Below are 22113 nucleotides of genomic sequence, written 5' to 3'. Positions count from 1 at the left end.
GAGTGCCGCGACCAGGGGGTATGACCCGGCTTCTCACATGTTGATCATGTGTCCCGCGAGCCCGTGCACGGCCTCCTTCACCGCCTCGCCCAGCGTCGGGTGGGCATGGACGTTGCGGGCCACCTCGTGGACGGTCAGGTCCCACTGCTGAGCCAGCGTCAACTCCGGTAGCAGCTCGGTGGCTTCGGGGCCGATGAGGTGGGCACCGAGGAGTTCTCCGTACCTGCCGTCGCTGAGGATCTTCACGAAGCCGACGCTGTCGCCGAGGCCGTGCGCCTTGCCGTTCGCGGTGAATAGGAACTTCGCGACCTGGACGTCGAAGCCCTGCTCACGGGCCTGCGCCTCGGTCCACCCGAAGCTGGCGATCTGCGGCTGGCAGTACGTCGCGCGCGGGATCATCACGTAATCCAGCTCCATGGTCTCCGCGTCCGCGATCGTCTCGGCGGCGACGATGCCCATGGACTCGGCGGCGTGCGCGAGCATCAGCTTCGCGGTGACATCGCCGATCGCGAAGATGTGCGGGACGCTCGTACGGCAGCGGCCGTCGACGTCGATGGCGCCGCGCTCGGTGAGCCGTACGCCGGTGTTCTCCAGGCCGTAGCCCTCGACGCGCGGCTGGAAGCCGATCGCCTGCAGGACCTTCTCCGCCTCCAGCGTCTGCCGCTGCCCGCCCGTGCTGACGTGCACCTTCACGCTGCCACTGGCGTCGTCGTCGATGGCCTCGACGCGGGTGGAGGTGAGCAGGTTGATGCCCAGTCGCTTGTACCGCTTGGCCAGTTCGGCGGAGACCTCGGCGTCCTCCAGCGGCACCAGCCGGTCCAGGAACTCCACGATCGTGACGTCCACGCCGTAGTTGCGCAGGACGTATGCGAACTCCACGCCGATCGCGCCGGCGCCCGCGATGATGATGGAACGGGGCAGCTCGTCGCTGAGGATCTGCTCCTCGTACGTCACCACCCGCTCGCTCAGGGAGGTGCCCGGGAGCAGCTTGGTGGTGGCGCCCGCGGCGATGATGCAGTTCGTGAAGGTGACCGTCTCCGAGCCGCCGTCGGAGAGCGCGACCTGGAGGGTGTTCGGGTCGGTGAAGGTGCCGCGGCCCTCGTACTGCGTGATCTTGTTCTTCTTCATGAGGTAGTGCACGCCCTTGACGCGCCCGTCCGCGACCTTGCGGCTGCGGGTGAAGGCCGCGCCGTAGTCGAACGTCACCTCACCGCTCGCCTGGATGCCGAAGGTCTTGGCCTCCTGCGTGAAGAGGTGTGCGAGCTCCGCGTTGCGCAGCAGGGCCTTGGACGGGATGCAGCCCACGTTCAGGCAGACCCCGCCCCAGTACTTCTCCTCGATGATCGCCACGCTGCGGCCGAGCTGGGCCGCGCGGATCGCGGCGACGTAGCCACCGGGGCCCGCGCCGAGGACGACGACGTCAAAGTGTGCACTCATACGGGCAGCGTAGGTCGGTACCGGTCGGGTGCGCAGGGCGTTGGGGGGACGCCGCGTAGGCCGTTCGGCGCACCGCGTCCGGAAAACCGGAAAAGAAGGGGAAGCCCCGGCCAGACGGGGGAAGCCGGCCGGGGCTGGTGTGGGGGGCGCGGCCGCGGATACCGCGGGGGCGCCGGAGTGCGAGGTCAGCGGCGGTGCGTCGCCGTCCCTCACTTCTTTTGAATAGTAAACCATCGTTCCCGGCGCCGACGAACCGGGCCCCGGTGGGTGGCACCGGGGGACGGGCAGCGGGCCGTACCGGGCCGCACGGGACCGCCGCGCGGCGCCGCGGGGCCGCCATGATCGGCCGGATCCGTCCGCCGTGGGGCGTGCGCCGGTGGCCCTCCGGGTGCCCGCTCCGGGAGCGCGTACGCCCGTGAGCGCCGGTCGCCCCCTGAGGTGCGGGTGTTCACTCCGTCACAGCGGGTCGGCAAACGGGTACTCGACGGTTGGGGCGTGGGTGAGCGGGAATGACCGCTCCCGTCGGCAGGCCGTGTGGATCGCACCGGCCACGGTGGAGGGGTCGACGCGCTGACCGTACGCCCTCCGCCACCGTCAAGGGAGGGAGTGAGACCCATGCACGCGAACAGGAACCGCGCGGCGCGCGTCGAGTACGCGCTGCCGCGGGAGGTCGCGTCGGCCCGCTGGGCCAGGAGGTTGACCAGCGGCTTCCTCGGCCATCCGGAGATGCCGGACGGAGTGTCCGGCCGGGTGGACGAAGCGGTACTCATCGTGTCCGAGCTGGTCACGAACGCGGTGCGGCACGGCAACAGCCGCTGCCGGCTCCGCCTCAGTGCCGCGGCGAGCGGCGTCACCATCGAGGTGCACGACGACAGCCCGCGCACCCCCACCGTCCAGCCGCTCAGTGAAGAGGCGGTCGGCGGCCGGGGCATGGCCATCGTGGGACTGCTGTCCCGGCAGTTCGACATCACCGCGGACCGCGGCGGCGGCAAGACCGTACGGGCGGTCCTCGCGGGTACGTGAAGCGCCATGGGCAGCGCATCGACCGACGCGCCGCACGGCGCACCATCGGGGCCCGGACCCCGCCCCACCACCTCGGTGTCCACCCGTACTGGCACGAGCCGGCGCTCAGCCGGCCTTCCGGCGTGACGCGGTCTTCTTCGCCGGGGTCTTCTTCGCCGTCGCGGTCTTCTTCGCGGCGCCCTTCTCAGCAGAAGCGCCCTTCTCAGCAGGAGCGGTCTTCTTCGCGTCGCTCTTCTTCGCGGAAGCGGTCTTCTTCGCGGCACCCTTCTTCGCGGGAGCGGCCTTCTCGGCCGCGGCCTTCTTCCCCGCCGTCCCCGATGCCTTCGCCGGGGCCTTCCCCCGCAGCCGGGTGACGGACGCGCCGGCCCCCTCCTCCTCGTCCCCGCCGCGCTCCTGCTGCGCCGCCCGGACGCTGTCCTCCAGCGCCGCCATCAGGTCGATGACCTTGCCGCCGCGCCGGGGGCCCTCCGAGGGCACGGCCGGCTCGCCGCCCTCCAGCTTCGCGGTGACCAGCTCCTCGACCGCGTCCCGGTAGTCGTCGTGCAGCTCGCCCTGGTCCAGCTCGCCGAGCGAGTCCATCAGGGTCTCGGCGAGGGTAAGTTCGTTGTCCCGGATCTGGACGTTCTCCTTGGGCGCGAGGCCGGCCGGGGAGCGGATCTGGTCCGGCCAGAGCAGCGCGTGCATCACGATCGCGTCGTCGTGCACCCGCAGCATGGCCAGCGTCTCGCGGTTGCGCAGCGCGACCTTCCCGATGGCCACCTTCTGGTGGTGCACCAGCGCGTCCCGCAGCAGGACGTACGGCTTGGCGGCGGACGGGCCGTTCGCGCCGAGGTAGTACGCCTTGTCCATCTGCAGCGGGTCGATGTCGGAGGCGTCGACGAACGCGAGGATGGTCAGCGTCTTGGCGGTGGGCAGCGGCAGCTGGGCGAGGTCGGCGTCGGTGAGCGGGACGATCATGTCGGAGGCGGCCTGGTACCCCTTGCCGATCTCGTCCTGGGACACCTCCTCGCCGTCCAGCTCGCACACCTTGCGGTAGCGGATGCGGCCGCCGTCCTTCTCGTGAATCTGGACGAAGGAGACCGCCGCGGCGCTGTCCGTCGCGCTGTACATCTTCACCGGGATGCTGACCAGGCCGAAGGAGATCGACCCGTTCCAGATGGATCTCATGCGTGCGCCCCTTGGCGTTCGACCGTTATGTCACGATTCGTGCGACTCTCAGGGTATGCCGATCACCGAGATCGAGGGACGCCGGCTGACGGTCACCCGCCTGGACAAGGTGCTCTACCCGGCCACCGGGACCACGAAGGGCGAGGTGCTGCACTACTACGCGCAGACCGCGGGCGCGATGCTCGCCCACCTCTACGACCGCCCGGTCTCCTTCCTGCGGTATCCGGACGGCCCGGACGGCGAGACGTTCTTCACCAAGAACGTGCCCCCCGGTACGCCCGCCTGGGTGAAGACCGTCGATCTGACCCGCCGGAGCGGCAAGACCGGCCGCCAGGTCGTACTGCAGGACACCGCGTCCCTGATGTGGGCGGCCAACCTCGTCGTGGAGCTGCACACCCCGCAGTGGCGCAAGGACGAGCCGGGCATGGCCGACCGGCTGGTGCTGGACCTGGACCCCGGCGCGCCGGCCACGATCGTCGACTGCTGCGCGGTCGCCGGGTGGCTGCGCGAGCGGCTGTCGGCCGACGGCCTCCATGTGTACGCCAAGACCTCCGGGTCCAAGGGGCTGCACCTGCTCGTGCCGATCGAGCCCACCCCGTCGGACGACGTCACCGCGTACGCCAAGGGCATCGCGGTGGAGGCGGAGCACGCGCTGCCCGAGCAGGTGGTGCACCGGATGACCAAGGCGCTGCGGCCCGGCAAGGTCTTCATCGACTTCAGCCAGAACAGCGCGGCGAAGACCACGGCCACGCCGTACACCGTGCGCGCCCGCGCCGAGCCGACCGTCTCCACGCCGGTGACCTGGGACGAGATCGACGGCTGTACGGACCCTGGCGACCTGCACTTCCTCATCGGGGACATCGCGGAGCGGCGCGAGCGGTACGGCGATCTGCTCGGCCCGCTGATCAACCTCAACCGGGCCAAGCGGCTGCCGCGCGCGAAGCGGTGAGGCGCACACCGGCTGTCGACTGCCGGGGGATCAGTCCAGCCGCGTCAGGTCCGGCCGCAGCCGGTGCCAGGTCGGGTGGCGCAGTCGGCCCGCCGCCGTCCAGCCGGAGTAGCCGACCTCGGCGACCAGCCGCGGCTCCACCCAGCGGGCGCCCGGCTCCTCGACCGGCCCGGTGAACGGCGAGGTGTCGCGCGCGAGGACCTCGAAGTACCGGGCCAGCTCCCGCCGTTCGTGGTCGGAGAGGCCGGAGCCGACCGAGCCGGCGTACCGCAGCGCTCCGCCCGCCTCCTCGATCCCCGCGAGTACCGAACCGGGCAGCCCGGCGATCCCGCCGCGCCCCTCCCACCAGCCGCCGATGACGACGTCGAGGGTGCGCACGTGCTTGGTCTTGCGCCAGTCGGCGGACCGGACGCCCGGGGTGTAGAGGGAGCCGAGCCGCTTGGCGAGCACGCCTTCCAGGCCGTTGCGCAGCGTCGTTTCCCACACCTCGGCGCCCTTCCCCACGACGTGTCCGGGCGCCGACCACTCCGGCGCCGCCAGCTCCAGGCCCGCCAGCGCCGCCCTGCGCTCCTCGTACGGGGCGTCCAGCAGCGGCCGCCCGTCCAGGTACAGCACGTCGAAGAGGACGAGGTGGACGGGGTGGTCGGTCAGCAGCCGGGCGGTGCGGCGCGCGTCCGCGACGTTCATCCGGCGCTGGAGCCGCCCGAAGTCGGGGCGGCCTTCCGCGTCGAGCACGACGACCTCGCCGTCGAGGACGGCGGACCGGCCGCGCAGCGCGTCGCCGAGGGCGGTGAGCTCGGGGTAGGTCCGGGTGGCGTCGTTGCCCGCGCGGGTGACGAGCCGCACGGACCCGTCCCCCGGTACGTGCGCGAGCAGGCGCACCCCGTCCCACTTCACCTCGTACGCCCAGGCCGGGTCGGCGCCGTCGGCGGGCAGCGGACCCGGCGTGGCGAGCATGGGCCTGAGCCCGGTCGTCGGAGGTGTGGCCATACCTCCGATGATCAGCGCTTGCGCGGGCCCGCGCGACCTCGGCCGGCCCCCGCCGTAGGGGTTCGCGCCGGCCCCCGACTGCCCCACCGCGTGGGTTGCTCGCGCAGTTCCCCGCGCCCCTTCAGGGGCGCGGGGAACTGCGCGCCCAGCCACAGCGCAGCTGGGCCCGGCCACCGGCGCGAACCCCTACGGCGGTCAGCCGGCGAGCTGTTTACGTGCCACCCGCAGCGCTTCCGCGAGCAGGTCCGCCCCCTCCTCCGCCTCCGCGACCGTCAGCGACAGCGGCGGCGCGATGCGCAGGGCCGCGCCGTTCAGGCCGCCCTTGCCGATGAGCAGGCCGCGTTCCCGTGCGGCCTCCGTGACGGCCGCGGCCGCCCGCGGTGACGGCTCGTCCGTGCCGGGCTCGACCAGCTCGATGCCGATCATCAGGCCGCGCCCGCGGACCTCGCGCACGATGTCCAGCCCCGCGGCCACCGCCCGCAGCCGCTCGATGAGCAGGCCGCCGACGCGCCGGGCGTTGCCCTGGAGGTCGTGTTCGAGCAGGTAGGTGAGGTTGGCGAGGCCCGCCGCCATCGTCACCGGGCTGCCGCCGAAGGTGGAGATGGAGTTGGCGTCCAGGCAGTTCATGACCTCGGCGCGGGCGACCACGCCGCCGATGGACATGCCGTTGCCGATGCCCTTGGCGAAGGTCAGCAGGTCGGGTGGGCCGTTCGTGCCGTGCGCCTGCCAGCCCCAGAAGTGCTCACCCGTCCGGCCCCAGCCGGTCTGCACCTCGTCGCTGATCCAGAGGATGCGGCGCTCGGCCAGTACCTCGCGGAACGCCGCGTACAGGCCGTCGGGCGGCGCCGTGAAGCCGCCGACGCCCTGGATGGGCTCGGCGATCAGCGCGGCCACGCCGCCCGCCGTCTGCTGGAGCATGTCCTTCAGGTCCGCGACGCACGCCTCGATGTACTGGGCGTCCGTGAGGTGCGCGTACGGGCCGCGGCTGCGCACCCCGCCGTGCACCCACAGCGTCTGCAGCGGCGAGAGGCTGGTCGGCGACCAGCTCTGGTTACCGGTGATGCCGACGGCCGAGAAGGACCGGCCGTGGTAGCTGTTGCGCATCGCCAGGATCTGGTTGGAGCGGCGGTACGTGGTTGCCAGCAGCAGCGCCGCGTCGTTGGCCTCCGTACCGGACGTGGTGAAGAAGACCCGCGCGTCGGGGATGCCGGAGAGCGCCGCGATCCGCTCCGCCAGGTCCACCATCGGACGGGAGAGGTAGAGCGTCGAGGTGTGGATGATCCGCCCGGCCTGCTCGGCGACCGCCTTGGTGACCTCGGGCAGCGCGTGGGCGGTCATCGTGGTGAGGATGCCGCCGAAGAAGTCGAGGTAGCGGTTGCCCTCGGAGTCCCAGACGTGCCGGCCCTCGCCGTGCGTCAGCTCGATGGGGCGGTCGTAGAGCAGGGTCAGCCACTCGGGCAGGACGGAGCGGTGCCGGGCGTGCAGATGGGCGGCGTCGTCGGCGTAGTGGGTCACGGCTGCACCAGCCCCTCGTACGCGTCGGGGCGGCGGTCCCGGTAGAACGCCCACTGCTGCCGGACCTCGTCGATCAGCGTGAAGTCCAGGTCGCGGACGACCAGTTCCTCCTTGCTGTCGCTGGCCACGTCGCCGACGAACTGCCCGCGCGGGTCGACGAAGTAGCTGGTGCCGTAGAAGTCGTTGTCGCCGTACTCCTCGACGCCGACGCGGTTGATCGCGGCGACGAAGTACTCGTTGGCGACCGCGGCGGCCGGCTGCTCCAGCTGCCAGAGGTGGGCGGACAGGCCGCGGGAGGTGGCGGAGGGGTTGAAGACGAGCTGGGCGCCGTTCAGGCCGAGCTGCCGCCAGCCCTCGGGGAAGTGCCGGTCGTAACAGATGTAGACGCCGACCTTGCCGACCGCGGTGTCGAACACCGGCCAGCCCTTGTTGCCCGGTTTGAAGTAGTACTTCTCCCAGAAGCCCTTGACCTGCGGGATGTGGTGCTTGCGATACGTGCCGAGGACCGTGCCGTCCGCGTCGATGACGGCCGCGGTGTTGTAGTAGAAGCCGGACTGCTCGACCTCGAAGACCGGGACGACGATGACCATGCCGGTCTCGCGGGCCAGCTCCTGCATCCGGCGGACGGTCGGGCCGTCCGGCACCGGCTCGGCCCAGCGGTAGTGCTCCGGCTCCTGGACCTGGCAGAAGTACGGGGCGTTGAAGACTTCCTGGAAGCCGATCACCTTCGCGCCCTGGGCGGCCGCCGCGCGGGCGTGCTCCTCATGCTTGGCGATCATCGACTCGGTATCACCGGTCCAGGTCGCCTGCACCAGTGCGGCACGTACAACATCGGCCATGAGCTGCTCCTTTGCCAGGGCGTCAGACACCGGTCCATGTGTGCTCTACGCGTGTGGAGGTGACCGTAGGCCGCGATGTGCACCCTGGCAAGACCATCTCTGCCGCGCCGCGCGGCCGATTCCGCGCCGCCGGGAACTGCTGTACGAAGCGGCTGTGAGCAGTGGTGCGAACGGGTCAGCAGGCACCGGTGAGGCGGTCGGGGACACCGGCCATCCGCAGCGCGTGGACCAGATCGCGGTAGCGGTGCGGGGCACCCTCCTCGGCCGCCTCCAGCAGCAGCGGCAGCAGGACCTCGGGCACGTCCGTGGCGTGCGCCAGGCCGGCCGCCTCCTGCGCCGTACGGGTGCGGACGAGCGCGGCCAGCAGGTCCCGCGCCTCGGCCCGGAACCCGCCGTCCAGCAGCGTCTGCGCGGCGCTCGCCACCTCGGCGACCGGCCGGGCCACGCCCTGCCGGAGCAGGCTCGTACAGTCCCGGTCCCGGCCCGCGGCGGCCAGCGCGCCGGCCGCGGCGGCGAGCGGGACCGGCGGCAGACAGGCCACCTCCCACAGGAGGGTGGGCACGTCGACGGCGAGCCCGCAGCGCTCCAACTCCTCGGCGATGAACGGCAGTTCCTCGGCGGGGCGGCGGGCCGCGGCACACAGGACGGCGTGCGCCTCACCGCCGCGCCCGGCGGCCCGCAGCTCCGCGAGATGGGTCACGGCAGTGGCCACGGCCTGCTGCACATGGGGCGGGAGGGACGGCGGAGGCACCTGACCGGTACCAGACCCGCGTGCCTCCCCGGCCCGCTCGTTGGCGGATTTCCGCTCCTGTCCGCCCTCCCGGCTGTCGGTGAAGGCGTACTCCGCCACGGGCTCCGCCACCACGGAATCCTCCGTCACGGGCTCCGCCGCCGGCTCGTGCGGCGCGAGGTGGCCCACCACGAGCGGCGGCCCCTCCGCCCACTCACTGCCCTCGATACGCAACTGGAGCTCCTGCACGCGGGCGTGCGCACGGGCCATGTCGTCGGCGGCCCAGGCGAGTTCATAGGTCAGCGTGTCCGCCTCCGTACCGGGCTCCGCGTGCTCGAGACCGGCGCGCAGGTCGCGCTCGCGGCGGGTGGCGTCGCGGAGTTCGGCGAGCGTCGTGTCGAGCCGGTCGCGGAGCCCCGCCGGGCCGGTCAGCGCGTCGTACGCGGCGACCGCCGCACCGTGCAGCCGCCGGGCGCGCGTCCCGGCCTCCGCCGCCGCCTGTGCGCCGCACCGCCCGGACAGGTCGTGGAGCAGCGACTCGACCACGTCCCAGGGCGGCACCTCGCGCCCCTCCAGCCAGGCCCGCACCCCCTCGGGGTCGCGCTGCAGAAAGACCCCGTACCAGCCCCCGGTCTCGTCCAACGCCTCCGTCAGGCCGCGCAGGAAGTGCGCGAACTCGCCTAATGCGTCCTGCAGTTGCTCCTCCGGCATGCCGTCCTCTCCTCCCCCATGGTCACGGTGCGCTGCCGCACCGGTCCCTCGGTTGCACATCAGCAATGCACCGTCCCGTCTGTCACGGAACGACTACAGGGAGTTTTCCACCCCCGCCGGGGCGAGGGTTCCGCGATCGCGGAACAACGGCGTGATCGGCACGGATGACAGCCAAACTTGCAAGTTTGCCTGTCTATTTTTTACGGTGGCGCCATGCCGACCAAAGGGACAGCGCACGAGCAGCTCGTCACGGACCTCAGCGCGGCCGTCGGCCTGCTGATGCGCCGGCTGCGCGCCGAGTCACCGAGCGGGCAGCTCACGCCCACGCAGCGCGCGGTCTGTGCCCGGCTGGACAGCGACGGGCCCGCCACCACCGCGGCGCTGGCCCGGGCCGAGCTGGTGCGCCCGCAGTCGATGCGGGTGACGCTGGCCGCCCTGGAGGAGCGCGGCATCGTCGCGCGGAGCCCGCACCCCACCGACGGCCGGCAGGCCGTCCTCGCGCTCACCGACGAGGGCCGGCGCGTACTGGCCGACGTCCGGCGGGCCAAGCAGAACTGGCTCACCGCGGCCATCGCCGAGCAGACCACCCCCGAGGAACGGCGTGTACTGGCCGAGGCCGCCGCGCTGCTGAAACGACTGACGGAGCACTGAACCATGACCGCCACCACGCTCGACCCGAAGACCGCACTGGTCCTGATCGACCTGCAGAAGGGCATCGCCGCGCTGCCCACCGCCCACCCCGCCGCCGAGGTCATCGCGCAGGGCGCGCGGCTGGCCGCCGCGTTCCGCGCGCGCGGCCTGCCGGTCGTGCTGGTGAACGTCACCGGCGGCGCACCCGGCCGCACCGAGGGCCCGGCCCCCGCCGGCAACCCGCCCGCCGACTGGGCCGACCTGGTCCCCGAGCTCGACCGGCAGCCGTCCGACCTCCTCGTCACCAAGAAGACCTGGGGCGCCTTCCACGGCACCGCGCTGGACATGGAGCTGCGCCGCCTCGGCGTCACGCAGATCGTGCTCGGCGGCATCGCGACCAGCATCGGCGTGGAGTCCACGGCGCGCAGCGCGTACGAGCACGGCTACCACGTGACGGTCGCGACGGACGCCGTGACGGACATGGACGCCGACGCGCACCGCAACAGCGTCGAGAAGATCTTCCCGCGGCTGGGCGAGACCGACACCACCGACGCGATTCTCAAGCTGCTGGGCTGATCACCCGGCTGCCCTGAAGACCGACCTCACGCCCCGGCCCGCAGCCGCGGCCACTTCTCGTACCACCGCAGGTCGTCCTCCAGCTGGGAGGCGAGCGAGACCAGCCGGGGCTCGCCGCCCTCGGGGCCCAACAGCTGGGCGCCGAGCGGCAGTCCGCCCGAGCTGAAGCCCGCCGGCACGCTGATGCCCGGCCAGCCGAGCACGTTCCACGGCCAGGCGTACGGGCAGGCCGCGATCATCGCCCGGTCGGTGCGCCAGCCGTTCATCGCGGCGAGCGTGCCGACCCGCGGCGGCGGCGTGGCCGTGGTCGGCGTCAGCACGACGTCGTACCGGCCGAACACCGCGCCCACCCGCTTCTGCTGGCGCGCCTCGACGGCCCGCGCGAGCCGCAGCGCGCGCCCGCTCAGCAGCCGGCCCAGCCGCGCGGCGTCGCGGGTCCTGCGGTCCAGCAGCGAGCGGTCCGGCACCCGTTCGGTCCACTCCCGTACGCCCGTGGTCGCGCGCGGCACGAAGGACAGCCCGATCAGCCCGTAGTCCGGCTCGGCCTCCTCGACGAAGTGGCCGAGGCGGGCGAGGGTGCGGGCGATGTCCGTGACGGCGGCGCGCACATCGGGGTGGAGCGGGCGCGGCGTACCGGTCCAGGCGGCCTTCCAGGACAGCGCGATGCGCAGCCGTCCGGGGTCCCGGCCGACCGCGTCGCGCACCGCGACCGGCGCCGGTCGGTGCAGGTCGTGCCGGTGGCTGCCGCTGGAGACCTCCAGGAGCAGCGCCGCGTCCTCGACCGTGCGGGCCAGCGGCCCTATGCCGGTGATGCCCTGGAACGCCTCCGGCTCCGGCCAGGTGGAGATGCGGCCGCGCTGCGGCTTGATGCCGACCAGATGGGTCCAGGCAGCGGGGATGCGGACCGAGCCCGCGCCGTCCGTGCCGAGCGCGGCCGGTACGAGCCCGGCGGCGACCGCGGCGGCCGAGCCGCCGGAGGAGCCGCCGGGGGTGTGCGCCGGGCTCCACGGGTTGCGGGTGTCGCCGAAGGCCGGGCCCTCGGTGAACGGCCACTGGCCCAGCTCGCAGGCGTTGGTCTTGCCGACCACGATCGCGCCGGCCGCGCGCAGTCGCCGTACCACTTCGGAGTCCTCGGCCTTGGGCGGGAACGTGCCCGCGCAGCCGAACGCGGTGGGCTCGCCCGCCACGTCGGTGTCGTCCTTGACCGCCACCGGCACGCCGAGCAGCGGCAGCCGCTCGCCCGCTGCGAGCCTGCGGTCGGCGGCCTCGGCCTCGGCGAGCGCCGCCTCGGTCCGCACCAGCCGGAAGGCGTTGACCGTGCCCCGGGTCGCTTCGATGCGCTCCAGCGACCGCCCGACCAGTTCGGCCGCCGTGGTGTCGCCGTCGCGCAACGCTCTGGCCTGTTCGGCCAGTCCCTCGAACCTGTCCCCCACTGCCTCACGCCGCCTCTCGCACTGACGTTCCGTTCCGACGGAGAAGCGCAGCGTAACCATGTGCGCGAGCCGGCATCAACCGTCTCCGGGCCCGCGCGGGGCACCGGAGACGGCTGTTCCGTATACGGTCAGCGGGAGTTCGCGTGGCCTTCGGGGTGGACGACCATGGCCGAACCACCGCCGCGGCGGACCTTCTCCGCGGCTGCGAGCCAGCGCCCGTCCGTCAACCGCTGGACGCCGGTGGCCGCGCCGATCTCGGGGTTTTCCTTGAACGCGTGGCCGAGCGCCTCCAGTTCCTTGCGCAGCTTGCTGTCGTACAGCCCCGGCTCCAGCTCGGTCTGCGCGGCGTTGCGCTGGCTGGCGCGCGGCGCGGCGATGGCGTCGACGAGCGGCAGGCCGCGGTCGAGGTGGCCGAGAAGCGTCTGCAGAACTGTCGTGATGATGGTGGCCCCGCCGGGCGAGCCGACGGCCAGCACCGGCTTGCCGTGGTCGAGGACGACGGTCGGCGACATGGAGGAGCGGGGGCGCTTGGCGGGGCCCGGGAGGTTCGGGTCGGGGACGCCGGGGGCCGCCGGGGCGAAGGAGAAGTCCGTCAGTTCGTTGTTGAGGAGGAAGCCGCGGCCGGGGACGGTGATGCCGCTGCCGCCGGTCTGCTCGATGGTGAGGGTGTAGGCGACGACGTTGCCCCACTTGTCGGCGGCGGTGAGGTGGGTGGTGCTGTCACCCTCGTACGTCGTCGGTGCGGCCTTGTCACCGGCCGCGCAGGGCTTCGGGTGGCGCGGATCGCCGGGCGCGACCGGGCTCTTGAGCACCGCGTCGCCCTTGATCAGGCAGGCCCGCGAGTCGGCGAACTTCTGCGAGGTCAGTTCCTTGGTAGGCACCTTCTGCGCGGCCGGGTCGCCGACCCAGCGGCCGCGGTCGGCGAACGCGATGCGGCTGGCCTCGATGTAACGGTGCAGGTACTGCTTCTCGCTCAGCTTCGCTACGTCGTAGTTCTCCAGGATGTTGAGCGCCTCGGCGACGCTCGTGCCGCCGGAGGAGGACGGCGCCATGCCGTAGACGTCCAGGCCGCGGTACTTCGTCTTCGTCGGCGCCTGGTCCTTGGTCTCGTACGCGTCCAGGTCCGCCGCGGTCAGGTCGCCGGGCCGCACCTTGCGGGTGGCACCCTCCCGCACGGGCGGCTGCTCGACGGTACGGACGATGTCCTCGCCCAGCCGTCCGCGGTACAGCGCGTCCACACCCTTCGTCGCCAACTCGTCGTAGGTGCGCGCGAGATCGGGGTTGTGCATCGTCGATCCGACGACCGGGAGCTGCCCGCCGGGCAGGAACAGCTTCGCGCTGGCGGGAAAGTCCCGGAACCGGTCGGCGTTGTCCGCGGTCTGCTTCCGGAAGGTCTCATCGACGGTGAAGCCGTCGCGGGCGATGCGGGTGGCGGGCGCGAGGACGTCGCCGAGCGAGCGGCTGCCCCACTTGTCCAGCGCCTTGTCCCAGGTGGCGGGGGTGCCGGGGGTGCCGACGCTCAGCCCGCTGGTGACGGCCTCGCTGAAGGGGATCGGCTTGCCGTTCTCCAGGAAGAGGTCCTTGTCGGCGGTCAGCGGCGCGGTCTCGCGGCCGTCGATCGTCTGCACGGAGCGCTTCTTGGCGTTGTAGTAGACGAAGTAGCCGCCGCCTCCGACGCCGGCGGAGTACGGCTCGGTGACGCCCAGCGCCGCCGCGGTGGCGACCGCGGCGTCCACGGCGTTGCCGCCCTTCTTCAGCACCTCGATGCCGGCCGCCGAGGCGTCGGGATCGACGCTGGAGACCGCGCCGCCGGAGCCCACAGCGACCGGGGACTTGGGCGGGGCCTCGGTCGCGGGGGCCTCAGGGGCCGCCGCGGGCCGGGCACTGGCCGGTACGGAGGCCAGCGAGCCGGCCAGTGCGGCCGTCACGGCCAGCACCGACAGGCGTCGGACATGCGTCATCTGTGCCTTCCCTCCATCGAGTTCGCGCCAGAAGCCGGAGCCTACCTGCGGCTCTTCAGGGGCGACAGGGCGCCGAAGGACCGCTGCCACGAGATCTTTACCCTTGCGTAACCTACCGACGGGTTACCTTCGGTAACTCGCTCGCCTTACTCTCCAGTCACTTCGGTACCGGTGCCACCGGTCACGCCCCCTCTCCGCCTGTCCCCCCACACCGCGACCTGGAGCAGTAGATGACGCCCTCCCGTACGACGCTGCGCGCCGCGATCGGTACCGTCTCCGCGGCCGTCCTCGCCACCACCCTGACGGCCACGGCCCCCGTCGCCCAGGCGTCCCCGGCCGCCGCCACCACCGCCCCCGCGTCCGTGAAGTTCGTGGACATCGAGGGCGACGGCGGGATCACCCTCAAGGCCAATGTCTTTACCCCCGGCGACGCCGACGGAAGCAAGAAGTATCCGGTGATCGTGCTGCCGACCAGCTGGGGCATGCCGCAGATCGAGTACGTCGCGCAGGCCAAGAAGCTGGCGGACTCCGGGTACATCGTCGTCGGGTACAACTCGCGCGGCTTCTGGCAGTCCGGCGGGCAGATCGAGACGGCGGGTCCGCAGGATGTCGCCGACGCGCGCAAGGTCGTCGACTGGGCGCTGGCCAACACGCCCGCCGACCCGGCGAAGGTCGGCATGGGCGGGGTGAGTTACGGCGCCGGGATCAGCCTGCTGGCCTCGGCGTTCGATCCGCGCATCAAGGCGGTCGCGGCGCTCAGCGGGTGGGCCGATCTGATCGACTCCATCTACAGCGGCCGCACGCAGCACGCGCAGGCCGCCGGGCTGCTGGCGGGCGCGGGCCAGATCACCGGGCGCCCCAGCGCCGAGCTGCAGACCATCATGAAGGACTTCCTCGGCTCGAACCTCGACAAGGAGGACGAGATGATCGCGTGGGGGAAGAAGCGCTCCCCCGCGACCTACCTCGACAGGATCAATGCCAATGGCGCGGCGATCATGCTGGGCAATGCCTGGGGTGACTCGATCTTCCCGCCGAACCAGTACGCCGACTTCTTCGAGAAGCTGAAGGGGCCCAAGCGGCTGGAGTTCCGGCCCGGCGACCATGCCACCGCCGAGGCCACGGGCCTGCTCGGGCTGCCCAACGACACCTGGACCGACACCAAGCGCTGGTTCGACCACTACCTCAAGGGCGCCGACAACGGCGTCGACAGTGAGTCCCCGGTACAGCTCAAGTCCCGCTCCACGGGCGCGTACGAGGGGTACGCGAGCTGGAAGGACGTGCCGTCGGACCAGCGGCGTATCCCGCTGAACGGCACGCACGAGATCGCCACGAACCGCAACAGCGGCGCGGACGGCGGCACGATCTTCCTCTCCAGCATGCTGGACCAGTTCTTCAAGGTCCCGCCGATGGCGTCGATCCCGCTGCTGCCCCGCTCGGCCGCGGCCGTCTGGCAGTCCGAGCGGTACGAGACGCAAGCGAGGGTGCGCGGCACGGCCAAGGTGCACACCACGGTCACCAGCACCGCCGAGAGCGGCACCGCGGTCGCCTACCTCTACGACGTGGGCCCGCTCGGCACCGGGAAGCTGGTCACGCACGCGCCGTTCACCTTCCACGGCAAGCAGCCGGGCGAGCCGTTCGGGATGGACCTGGACCTGTTCTCCACGGCGTACGACGTGCCCGCCGGGCACCGCCTCGCGGTGGTCGTGGACTCCGTCGACCCGCTCTACATCGAGCACAACCCGGACGGCGCGAAGCTCACCTTCTCCTCGCCGGCCGACGACCCGTCGTGGGTGTCGGTACCGGTACGGGACTGACACCGGCCGGGAGGGCGCCGTCACAGCGGGGGATTCCCCGGCATGAGGTTCCCCGGTTCGGCGGCGCCCACCTCCCCCTCGACCTTCGGGTTGCGCCGCTGCCGCCGGCCGATCCAGTGGGCGAACCAGGACAGCAGCATGCACATCCCGATGTAGATCGGCGAGATGACCAGGACGACGGGGATGAACGGCAGGTCGTAGTCGAGGTTGGAGGCGATCAGCCGGCCCGCGTGCAGGAACTCCTCGTAGGTGATGAGGAAGCCGAGCGAGGTGTCCTTCAGCGCGACGACCAACTGACTGATGATCGTGGGCAGCATCGAGCGGACCGCCTGCGGGACCAGTACGTGCGTCATGACCTGCGTCTTGCGCATGCCCAGCGCGTACGCCGCCTCGTGCTGGCCGCGCTCGACGGCGTGCACGCCGGTGCGGAAGACCTCGGCGAGCACCGAGCCGTTGTAGAGCGTCAGGCCGACGACCAGCGCGGTCAGCGGCTCGGCTCGCAGCGCCACATAGATGAAGAAGATCATCACCAGTACGGGCATGGCGCGGAAGAACTCCACCAGCAGGGTCGCCAGCCAGCGGACCGGCCGGTGCCAGGAGAGCCGCCCGGCGGCCAGCACCGCGCCGAGCGCCAGGGCGAGCACCGCCGCGATCGCGAACGCCTTGAGCGTATTGCCCAGGCCTCTCAGCAGCAGCTCCTGGATGCCCTGGTACTCGAAGGGCGTCCACTTCCGGGCGCTGAACTGGCCGGTGTCGATGAGGAGATAGACCGCCCAGGCGAGGACGGCGAGGATGACGAGCGTCGCCACCACGCCGTAGAGGCGGTGCCGGCCGCGGGTCCTCGGTCCGGGGACGTCGTAGAGGGCTGTGCCGGTCATCGGGCGACTCCCCAGCGCTTCTCCAGCACGTTGAACAGCGCGCTGATGGTCAGGGTCACGATCAGGTAGCCGACGGCGATCCAGATGAAGGACCAGATGATGCTGTAGCCCAACTCGTTGAGCGTTTTGTACGTGCCCAGCAGCTCGACGACGCTGAAGGAGCCGGCGATCGCGGAGTTCTTGGCCAGCGCGATCAGCGTGGAGCCGACGGGCGGGATGACCGTACGGAACGCCTGGGGCAGCACCACCGTGCCCAGCGTCTGCGCGAACGTCATGCCGAGGCTGCGGGCCGCCTCGCCCTGGCCCACCGGCACGGTGTTGATGCCCGAGCGCACCGCTTCGCAGATGAACGCCGAGGTGTAGCAGCCGAGCGCCAGGATCGCGAAGACGTCGAAGGGCAGCACGAGACCGAACCGCGGCAGGCCGAGCAGGACCGCGAAGAACAGCAGGGTGAGCGGGGTGTTGCGGAGCACCGTCACCCATACCGTGCCGAAGGCGCGCAGCGAGCCGACCGGTGCCACCCGGAAGCCCGCCATGATCACGCCGAGTCCGAGGGCGAGCAGCGAGGCGAAGACGGTGAGCTCGACGGTGCCGAGCAGGCCCTTGCCGTAGAGGGACCAGTTGTGGGTCAGTACATCCATAGGTGTCGCGGGCTCCCTCGGCTCACCTGTAGCGGTCGATCCTGGGCGGCTTCGGCGCGGGCACTCCGGACAGCCCGAGCGTGGCGTCGTACGCCTTCTTCCAGTTGCCGTTCTTCTCGGCGGCTTCGAGCGCGTCGTCCAGCGCGAAGCGCAGCGCGGGGTCCTTGAGGGGCAGGCCGACGCCGTAGGGCTCCTTGGAGAAGGGCTTGCCGACCAGCTTCAGCTCGTCGGGAGCCTTGGCGGCGTAGCCGAGCAGGATCGCGTCGTCGGTGGTGACCGCGTCGACCTGGAAGGTGAGCAGGTTGTCGACGCAGACGGAGTAGGTGTCGTACGCGACGAGGACGGCCTTGGGATAGTCGGCCTTGATGCGCTGGTACGGGGTGGAGCCCGCGGCGGAGCAGACCCGTTTGCCGGCCAGGTCCTCGGGGCCCTTGATGTCCTGCTCGTCCTTGCGCACCAGCAGGCCCTGGCCCGCCATGTAGTACGGGCCCGCGAAGCCGACCTGCTTCTTGCGCAGGTCGTTGATGGTGTACGTGCCGACGTAGTAGTCGATCTGGCCGTTCTGCAGGGCGGTCTCGCGGTTGGCCGAGGCGATCGTCTTGTAGGTGAGCGTCTTGGGGTCGAAACCGAGCGCGGCGGAGAGCATCTTGGCGATCTCGATGTCGAAGCCGCGGTACGCGCCGGAGGACGGGTCACGTTCGCCCAGGTACGGCTGGTCCTCCTTGACGCCGACGACCAGGTGGCCGCGGCGCTTCGCCTGCTGCCAGGTGGGCGAGTCGGTGAGCTGGAAGCGGGTCTGCACCTGGTACTTGGGGAGCTTGTCGCCGCGCGGGCCCTTGGCGGGCGGGCTGCCGGGCTTGCCGCAGGCGGCGGTGAGTACGGCCAGGACGGCGAGGAGGAGGGCCGCGGCGGCCCATGGTGTCTTCTTCACTGCGCACTCCCCCGCTCAGTGCTTGAGGATCTTGGAGAGGAAGTCCTTGGCGCGGTCGCTCTTCGGGTGGGTGAAGAACTCCTCGGGGGTGCGGTCCTCCACGATCGCCCCGTCCGCCATGAAGACCACGCGGTTGGCGGCGGAGCGGGCGAAGCCCATCTCGTGGGTGACCACGACCATCGTCATGCCCTCCTGGGCGAGCTGCCGCATGACCTCCAGCACCTCGTTGATCATCTCCGGGTCGAGCGCCGAGGTGGGCTCGTCGAAGAGGAGCGCCTTGGGTTCCATGGCCAGCGCGCGGGCGATGGCCACGCGCTGCTGCTGGCCGCCGGAGAGCTGGGCCGGGTACTTGTCGGCCTGCGAGGCGAGGCCGACCCGGTCCAGGAGTTCACGGGCCCGCCGTTCGGCCGCCTCCTTCCCGCTCTTGCGGACCTTCAGCGGCGCGAGCGTGATGTTGGCCAGCACGGTCTTGTGCGCGAAGAGGTTGAAGGACTGGAAGACCATGCCGACGTCGGCGCGCAGCCGGGCCAGCTCGCGGCCCTCCTCGGGGAGCGGGTGGCCGTCCAGCGTGATGGTGCCGGAGTGGATCGGTTCGAGGCGGTTGATCGTTCGGCAGAGGGTCGACTTGCCGGAGCCGGAGGGGCCGATGACGACGACCACCTCGCCGCGGCCGACGGTGAGGTCGATGTCCTGGAGGACGTGCAGCTTCCCGTAGTACTTGTTGACCCGGCGCATCTCGATCAGCGCGTCACCGGCCATATGCAGCCCTGCTCACTCTCGTCCGGCACGTCCGTACAGCGGAGAGTTCGCAAACTACCCCAAATGCCCCCGGTTCGACGCTCGGGGACACGCGGGGCCGCCGGTCCCGGCGCCGCGAGCTCCCGAGGACGGCACGACGATCCCTGGGCACGCGCCTCGCTCACCCCCTAGGTACACACGAGACGCCTGCGTACCTAACGTCTCTGATCAGCTGAGCGACCCCATGCAAGACGGAGTGTGTCTGGCTCGGGGTCTTCCCACCGAGGCCGGGTAGCGTGAGCGTGCAGGTGGAATCCCGCGCCCAGTGCTGCCCCGCGGGGCCTGTGAGGCCGGTCGGTGGTGTGCTTGCTGATCGTCGTCACGCCCTGGTGCCGGTCGGCGGCGCGAGGCAGCCGGGTCCGGCCCGTGTGAGCGTGTCCCTCCGGACGCTTGCCCGCGAGACCCGAAGGACCGGTGGGGGAGGGTGCCCCGCGTCGCCTGGGCGCGGGGCGTGCTGTCTGCCGCCGGGTGGGTCCGGTCTTGGACCGGACGCGGCTGGTCTTCGCGGTGTTCGGGGTGACCACGGCTTTTGCTTCGAGTGTGTCCACCACCGCGCGGATGACCATGCCACTGCCGGCGCGTTCGGTCACGGTCTTCGCTTGGTGGGTGAGGCCGCGTGCGGCGACGCGCATCCATGCCCCCTGGTCGCGATCGCCCTGCCAGCCGCAGGAGCCGCAGAGGGCCCACGTCCAGCCGGGTGTGGTGGGCCGGTCCGGGGCCTTGCGGTGCCGTAGCGGTACGAGGCACTGCGGGCAGTGCCGGGAGGTGTTCCGGGCCGGGACCGTCACGACGGCGATCCCGGCCTCGGCGGCCAGGTGCCGCATCCGGTCCACGATCTGCCCGCGCACCGTCTGGGAGAGCCGAGTGTTCATCGTGCGGCCCATACCCCTGGCCTCCATCGAGCGGAGGTCCTCTGCATAGATCACCGTCGCGCCGACGGCAATGGCCTGATCGACGGTCCAGCGGGCGGCGGACCCGGCAAGGGCGTCGTTGAGGTTCGACCGGCGGTCGCCGACGCGTCGGATCTCGTCGGTGAGAAGCTGATGCTTGGCCGACAAGGGATGTTCGGCGATGCCGCCGGTGAGTCGCTGGTAGTGGTTTGCCTTTGCGTGCAGCTGCTCGGACAGGCGGCGCAGACGGTGCTGTTTCGCCAGGACACCAGCGGCGCGGAACATGCCCCCGGCCCCGAGGCCGGTGATGCGCCCGTCGTCGTGCAGCCGGGCGGCCCCGGCGGACAACAGCGTAGTGAGACCCCAGTCCACGCCGAGCGCGACCGTATGTCCGGTACGCCGGGTCCGGGGAACGGGGTGGGCAAAGGCGAGGTCGGCCCGCACGCGCCCTCGGTGGATGCGCAGGGTGGGAAGGTGCAGCGCCGCGCTGGGCGGGATGGTGGGCGGCAGCATGATCGGGCAGGCAACCCACGTCCAGTCCCGGTAGGAGCGCGGGTCGGGGCGGATGGGGAGCTGCACCCGCAGCAGCGCCCGGCCCGGCTCGCTCTCGTGCCGTTCAACGGTGGCCTGCTGCCCGTCGCACGCCGACAGCAGCAGCATCCGGGCAGTTCGGGGCGCGGCCTCCAGCTCGAACACATCGGCCGGCAGCCGCCCGTACTTCCCGACGAAGGCGGCGATCTGTCGAGTGCGGGACTTGATCGCACTGCCCGGCAGATGCTGCCCGCCCGGCACGGCCTCACGCACCGCGTCCCATTCGTCCGGGGCGCGCCTGGCCGGGTCAGCGGGCCACGCCGCGAGCACCCCGGCAGTCAGATCAGCACGCCACTTCGCCGACCGCAGAGCCCGCCCGGCCTGCTCCTGAGCCATACGCACAATCCGGTCATTGGCCCGGATGCCCTCGGACGGTGCGACAGTCCAACCAAGACGCCGCAGCGCCATCCAGGCGTTCGACGGCAGCTTCCTGCAGCCCGCGTCCTCGCCGGAGGCGAGCACGGCCACATCGGGGCCGTTCCAATGCTCGGCGAGCAACGCGCTGACCATCCCGCACACCAGATCAGCGCACCAGCCCACCCGCTCGACGAGCGCGGAGGCAGGCAGGAGCGCACCGGTCTTCTCATCCACCCCGGTTCGCAGCACGCCGCGTGCGCACGCGGTACGGACTGTCTCGCCCTCGCCCAGCGGCACCCTCCGGCTCATCGACGCCCCTCCCGCCCGTGATGCCATCATCCGATCAACGACATCTCCGCGAAAAGGTCACGCATTCGGTTCGCGCACTCATATGCGACACCGTCACCGACGCCGGACACACATCACGGTGCTGCCGGATGACACCACTACGGGCCTCTAGGGGAATGTGTGAGTCTGTGTGCATGGTGGAGCACCGGCCTGTCTTCCAGCGCATCGCCGACGACCTGCGGCGTCAGATCGACGAGGGCGTCCTCGCCGTCGGCGCCCGCATTCCCTCCCGCGCCGAGCTGAAGCGGGCGTACGAAGCCAGCGACCAGACCGTGGACCGGGCGGTGCGGATGCTGAAGGCGGCGGGGTACGCGGAAGGGCAGTTCGGGCGCGGGGTGTTCGTCGCGGACCGGGCGCCGCTGGGCATACTGCTGCGCTCCACGGGCGCCGTCGACTCGCCCTTCGCCGCGAGTATCACCCATGTGAATTGCCCGGAGGGCACGCCGTTGACATGGGAGGCGACGTCCACGACCGAGGCGGCGACGGAGCCGGTGGCCCGGCGGCTGCGCATCGCGCCCGGCGACAGCGTGGTCCGCTCGCAGTACGAGTACCTCGCCGGCCGCCGGCCCGTGCAGCTCGCGACGAGCTGGGAGCCGCTGGCGATCACCGAGGGCACGGACGTGGTGTTCCCGGAGCACGGGCCCTACGCGCGCCGCGGCGTGCGCGGGCGGATGGCGGCGATCGGGATCCGGGTGGTGCGCGCCGAGGAGCGGGTGGGCTCCCGGCCCGCCGCCAGCGCCGAGGCGGAGGCGCTGGGCTGCCTGCCGGGCAGCTGCGTCACGGTCGTGGAGCGCACGCACTTCGACGCGGACGGACGGGCGGTGGAGACCTCGGACATCGTCGTACGGGCCGACCGCTGGCAGCTGGCGTACGACATCGCGTTCGTATGAGAGGGGAGCCGCCC

General features: G+C 71.6%; 19 protein-coding genes. 6 read left to right on the top strand and 13 right to left on the bottom strand.

All coding sequences use genetic code 11. From position 1 onward, the window contains the following. Positions 1 to 33: 33 nt before the first annotated feature. Positions 34 to 1437, bottom strand: a complete 1404-nt coding sequence (lpdA, locus tag IF04_RS0107615; protein ID WP_030252750.1) for a dihydrolipoyl dehydrogenase — start codon at positions 1435 to 1437, stop codon at positions 34 to 36. Positions 1438 to 2052: 615 nt separating this feature from the next. On the opposite strand from lpdA, the gene IF04_RS0107610 reads away from it, so the two are divergent. Then, positions 2053 to 2460, top strand: a complete 408-nt coding sequence (locus tag IF04_RS0107610; protein WP_030252748.1) for an ATP-binding protein — start codon at positions 2053 to 2055, stop codon at positions 2458 to 2460. A 105-nt stretch (positions 2461 to 2565) separates the two neighbouring features. Here IF04_RS0107610 and ku read toward each other — a convergent pair whose 3' ends face one another. After that, complete coding sequence (gene ku, locus IF04_RS0107605) at positions 2566 to 3627, bottom strand: non-homologous end joining protein Ku (RefSeq protein ID WP_030252747.1); 1062 nt, start codon at positions 3625 to 3627, stop codon at positions 2566 to 2568. 55 nt (positions 3628 to 3682) lie between these two features. On the opposite strand from ku, the gene ligD (IF04_RS0107600) reads away from it, so the two are divergent. Beyond that, a complete protein-coding gene (ligD, locus tag IF04_RS0107600; protein WP_030252746.1) occupies positions 3683 to 4576 on the top strand; it encodes a non-homologous end-joining DNA ligase in 894 nt (297 codons plus the stop codon). 30 nt (positions 4577 to 4606) lie between these two features. Here the strand turns inward: ligD (IF04_RS0107600) and ligD (IF04_RS0107595) are convergent, their stop codons facing one another. The 4 genes from ligD (IF04_RS0107595) to IF04_RS0107580 all read right to left on the bottom strand — a co-directional run bounded on the left by ligD (IF04_RS0107595) (position 4607) and on the right by IF04_RS0107580 (position 9361). Beyond that, the gene (gene ligD, locus IF04_RS0107595; RefSeq protein WP_030252740.1) at positions 4607 to 5566 is read right to left on the bottom strand and encodes a non-homologous end-joining DNA ligase; all 960 of its coding nucleotides are present in this window, start codon (positions 5564 to 5566) and stop codon (positions 4607 to 4609) included. A 195-nt stretch (positions 5567 to 5761) separates the two neighbouring features. Beyond that, positions 5762 to 7081 carry an aspartate aminotransferase family protein gene (locus IF04_RS0107590; protein ID WP_030252738.1) on the bottom strand — a complete coding sequence of 440 codons (1320 nt, stop codon included), beginning with the start codon at positions 7079 to 7081 and terminating at the stop codon, positions 5762 to 5764. Further along, entirely contained in the window at positions 7078 to 7920 is an 843-nt protein-coding gene (locus tag IF04_RS0107585; protein ID WP_030252736.1) for a nitrilase-related carbon-nitrogen hydrolase, read from the bottom strand. The genes IF04_RS0107590 and IF04_RS0107585 overlap by 4 nt, the downstream gene beginning before the upstream one ends. A 175-nt stretch (positions 7921 to 8095) precedes the next feature. Continuing rightward, the gene (locus IF04_RS0107580) at positions 8096 to 9361 is read right to left on the bottom strand and encodes a hypothetical protein (RefSeq protein ID WP_030252734.1); all 1266 of its coding nucleotides are present in this window, start codon (positions 9359 to 9361) and stop codon (positions 8096 to 8098) included. Positions 9362 to 9574: 213 nt separating this feature from the next. Here IF04_RS0107580 and IF04_RS0107575 point away from each other — a divergent pair, with 213 nt between their 5' ends. Together IF04_RS0107575 and IF04_RS0107570 are read left to right on the top strand one after the other, a co-directional pair. After that, positions 9575 to 10012 carry a MarR family winged helix-turn-helix transcriptional regulator gene (locus IF04_RS0107575; protein ID WP_030252732.1) on the top strand — a complete coding sequence of 146 codons (438 nt, stop codon included), beginning with the start codon at positions 9575 to 9577 and terminating at the stop codon, positions 10010 to 10012. Between the two features lie 3 nt (positions 10013 to 10015). Then, on the top strand, positions 10016 to 10567 hold the full coding sequence (locus tag IF04_RS0107570) for an isochorismatase family protein (RefSeq protein ID WP_030252730.1): 552 nt from the start codon (positions 10016 to 10018) through the stop codon (positions 10565 to 10567). A 26-nt stretch (positions 10568 to 10593) separates the two neighbouring features. Here IF04_RS0107570 and IF04_RS0107565 read toward each other — a convergent pair whose 3' ends face one another. Further along, on the bottom strand, positions 10594 to 12060 hold the full coding sequence (locus tag IF04_RS0107565) for an amidase (RefSeq protein ID WP_078599951.1): 1467 nt from the start codon (positions 12058 to 12060) through the stop codon (positions 10594 to 10596). Between the two features lie 68 nt (positions 12061 to 12128). Further along, positions 12129 to 13961 carry a gamma-glutamyltransferase gene (gene ggt, locus IF04_RS0107560; RefSeq protein WP_030252725.1) on the bottom strand — a complete coding sequence of 611 codons (1833 nt, stop codon included), beginning with the start codon at positions 13959 to 13961 and terminating at the stop codon, positions 12129 to 12131. 230 nt (positions 13962 to 14191) lie between these two features. Between ggt and IF04_RS0107555 the strand changes: the two genes are divergently transcribed. Continuing rightward, entirely contained in the window at positions 14192 to 15775 is a 1584-nt protein-coding gene (locus IF04_RS0107555) for a CocE/NonD family hydrolase (RefSeq protein WP_030252723.1), read from the top strand. A 20-nt stretch (positions 15776 to 15795) separates the two neighbouring features. Here the strand turns inward: IF04_RS0107555 and IF04_RS0107550 are convergent, their stop codons facing one another. The 5 genes from IF04_RS0107550 to IF04_RS35560 form a co-directional block, all read right to left on the bottom strand. Further along, on the bottom strand, positions 15796 to 16653 hold the full coding sequence (locus IF04_RS0107550) for an amino acid ABC transporter permease (RefSeq protein WP_030252722.1): 858 nt from the start codon (positions 16651 to 16653) through the stop codon (positions 15796 to 15798). Beyond that, positions 16650 to 17294: an amino acid ABC transporter permease gene (locus tag IF04_RS0107545; protein WP_030252720.1), complete on the bottom strand. Its 645-nt coding sequence runs from the start codon at positions 17292 to 17294 to the stop codon at positions 16650 to 16652. The genes IF04_RS0107550 and IF04_RS0107545 overlap by 4 nt, the downstream gene beginning before the upstream one ends. A gap of 22 nt (positions 17295 to 17316) precedes the next feature. Further along, positions 17317 to 18225, bottom strand: a complete 909-nt coding sequence (locus IF04_RS0107540; RefSeq protein WP_030252718.1) for a glutamate ABC transporter substrate-binding protein — start codon at positions 18223 to 18225, stop codon at positions 17317 to 17319. A gap of 15 nt (positions 18226 to 18240) precedes the next feature. After that, positions 18241 to 18984 carry an amino acid ABC transporter ATP-binding protein gene (locus tag IF04_RS0107535; protein WP_030252716.1) on the bottom strand — a complete coding sequence of 248 codons (744 nt, stop codon included), beginning with the start codon at positions 18982 to 18984 and terminating at the stop codon, positions 18241 to 18243. Positions 18985 to 19178: 194 nt separating this feature from the next. Then, positions 19179 to 21170, bottom strand: a complete 1992-nt coding sequence (locus tag IF04_RS35560) for a zinc ribbon domain-containing protein (RefSeq protein ID WP_037958614.1) — start codon at positions 21168 to 21170, stop codon at positions 19179 to 19181. Positions 21171 to 21343: 173 nt separating this feature from the next. On the opposite strand from IF04_RS35560, the gene IF04_RS0107525 reads away from it, so the two are divergent. Further along, a complete protein-coding gene (locus IF04_RS0107525) occupies positions 21344 to 22099 on the top strand; it encodes a GntR family transcriptional regulator (protein WP_030252712.1) in 756 nt (251 codons plus the stop codon). Positions 22100 to 22113: the final 14 nt, after the last annotated feature.

Source organism: Streptomyces violens (genome assembly GCF_000717745.1).
GTDB classification, from domain to species: Bacteria; Actinomycetota; Actinomycetes; order Streptomycetales; family Streptomycetaceae; genus Streptomyces; species Streptomyces violens.
Note: the sequence above shows the minus strand (reverse complement) of the source record. Positions and strands in the feature narration are given on the sequence as shown.

Coding starts and splice junctions, on each gene's coding strand:
- lpdA (WP_030252750.1), bottom strand. CDS start 1,437: ATGAGTGCACACTTTGACGTCGTCGTCCTCGGCGCGGGCCCCGGTGGC.
- IF04_RS0107610 (WP_030252748.1), top strand. CDS start 2,053: ATGCACGCGAACAGGAACCGCGCGGCGCGCGTCGAGTACGCGCTGCCG.
- ku (WP_030252747.1), bottom strand. CDS start 3,627: ATGAGATCCATCTGGAACGGGTCGATCTCCTTCGGCCTGGTCAGCATC.
- ligD (WP_030252746.1), top strand. CDS start 3,683: ATGCCGATCACCGAGATCGAGGGACGCCGGCTGACGGTCACCCGCCTG.
- ligD (WP_030252740.1), bottom strand. CDS start 5,566: ATGGCCACACCTCCGACGACCGGGCTCAGGCCCATGCTCGCCACGCCG.
- IF04_RS0107585 (WP_030252736.1), bottom strand. CDS start 7,920: ATGGCCGATGTTGTACGTGCCGCACTGGTGCAGGCGACCTGGACCGGT.
- IF04_RS0107580 (WP_030252734.1), bottom strand. CDS start 9,361: ATGCCGGAGGAGCAACTGCAGGACGCATTAGGCGAGTTCGCGCACTTC.
- IF04_RS0107575 (WP_030252732.1), top strand. CDS start 9,575: ATGCCGACCAAAGGGACAGCGCACGAGCAGCTCGTCACGGACCTCAGC.
- IF04_RS0107570 (WP_030252730.1), top strand. CDS start 10,016: ATGACCGCCACCACGCTCGACCCGAAGACCGCACTGGTCCTGATCGAC.
- IF04_RS0107565 (WP_078599951.1), bottom strand. CDS start 12,060: ATGGTTACGCTGCGCTTCTCCGTCGGAACGGAACGTCAGTGCGAGAGG.
- ggt (WP_030252725.1), bottom strand. CDS start 13,961: ATGACGCATGTCCGACGCCTGTCGGTGCTGGCCGTGACGGCCGCACTG.
- IF04_RS0107555 (WP_030252723.1), top strand. CDS start 14,192: ATGACGCCCTCCCGTACGACGCTGCGCGCCGCGATCGGTACCGTCTCC.
- IF04_RS0107550 (WP_030252722.1), bottom strand. CDS start 16,653: ATGACCGGCACAGCCCTCTACGACGTCCCCGGACCGAGGACCCGCGGC.
- IF04_RS0107545 (WP_030252720.1), bottom strand. CDS start 17,294: ATGGATGTACTGACCCACAACTGGTCCCTCTACGGCAAGGGCCTGCTC.
- IF04_RS0107535 (WP_030252716.1), bottom strand. CDS start 18,984: ATGGCCGGTGACGCGCTGATCGAGATGCGCCGGGTCAACAAGTACTAC.
- IF04_RS35560 (WP_037958614.1), bottom strand. CDS start 21,170: ATGAGCCGGAGGGTGCCGCTGGGCGAGGGCGAGACAGTCCGTACCGCG.
- IF04_RS0107525 (WP_030252712.1), top strand. CDS start 21,344: ATGGTGGAGCACCGGCCTGTCTTCCAGCGCATCGCCGACGACCTGCGG.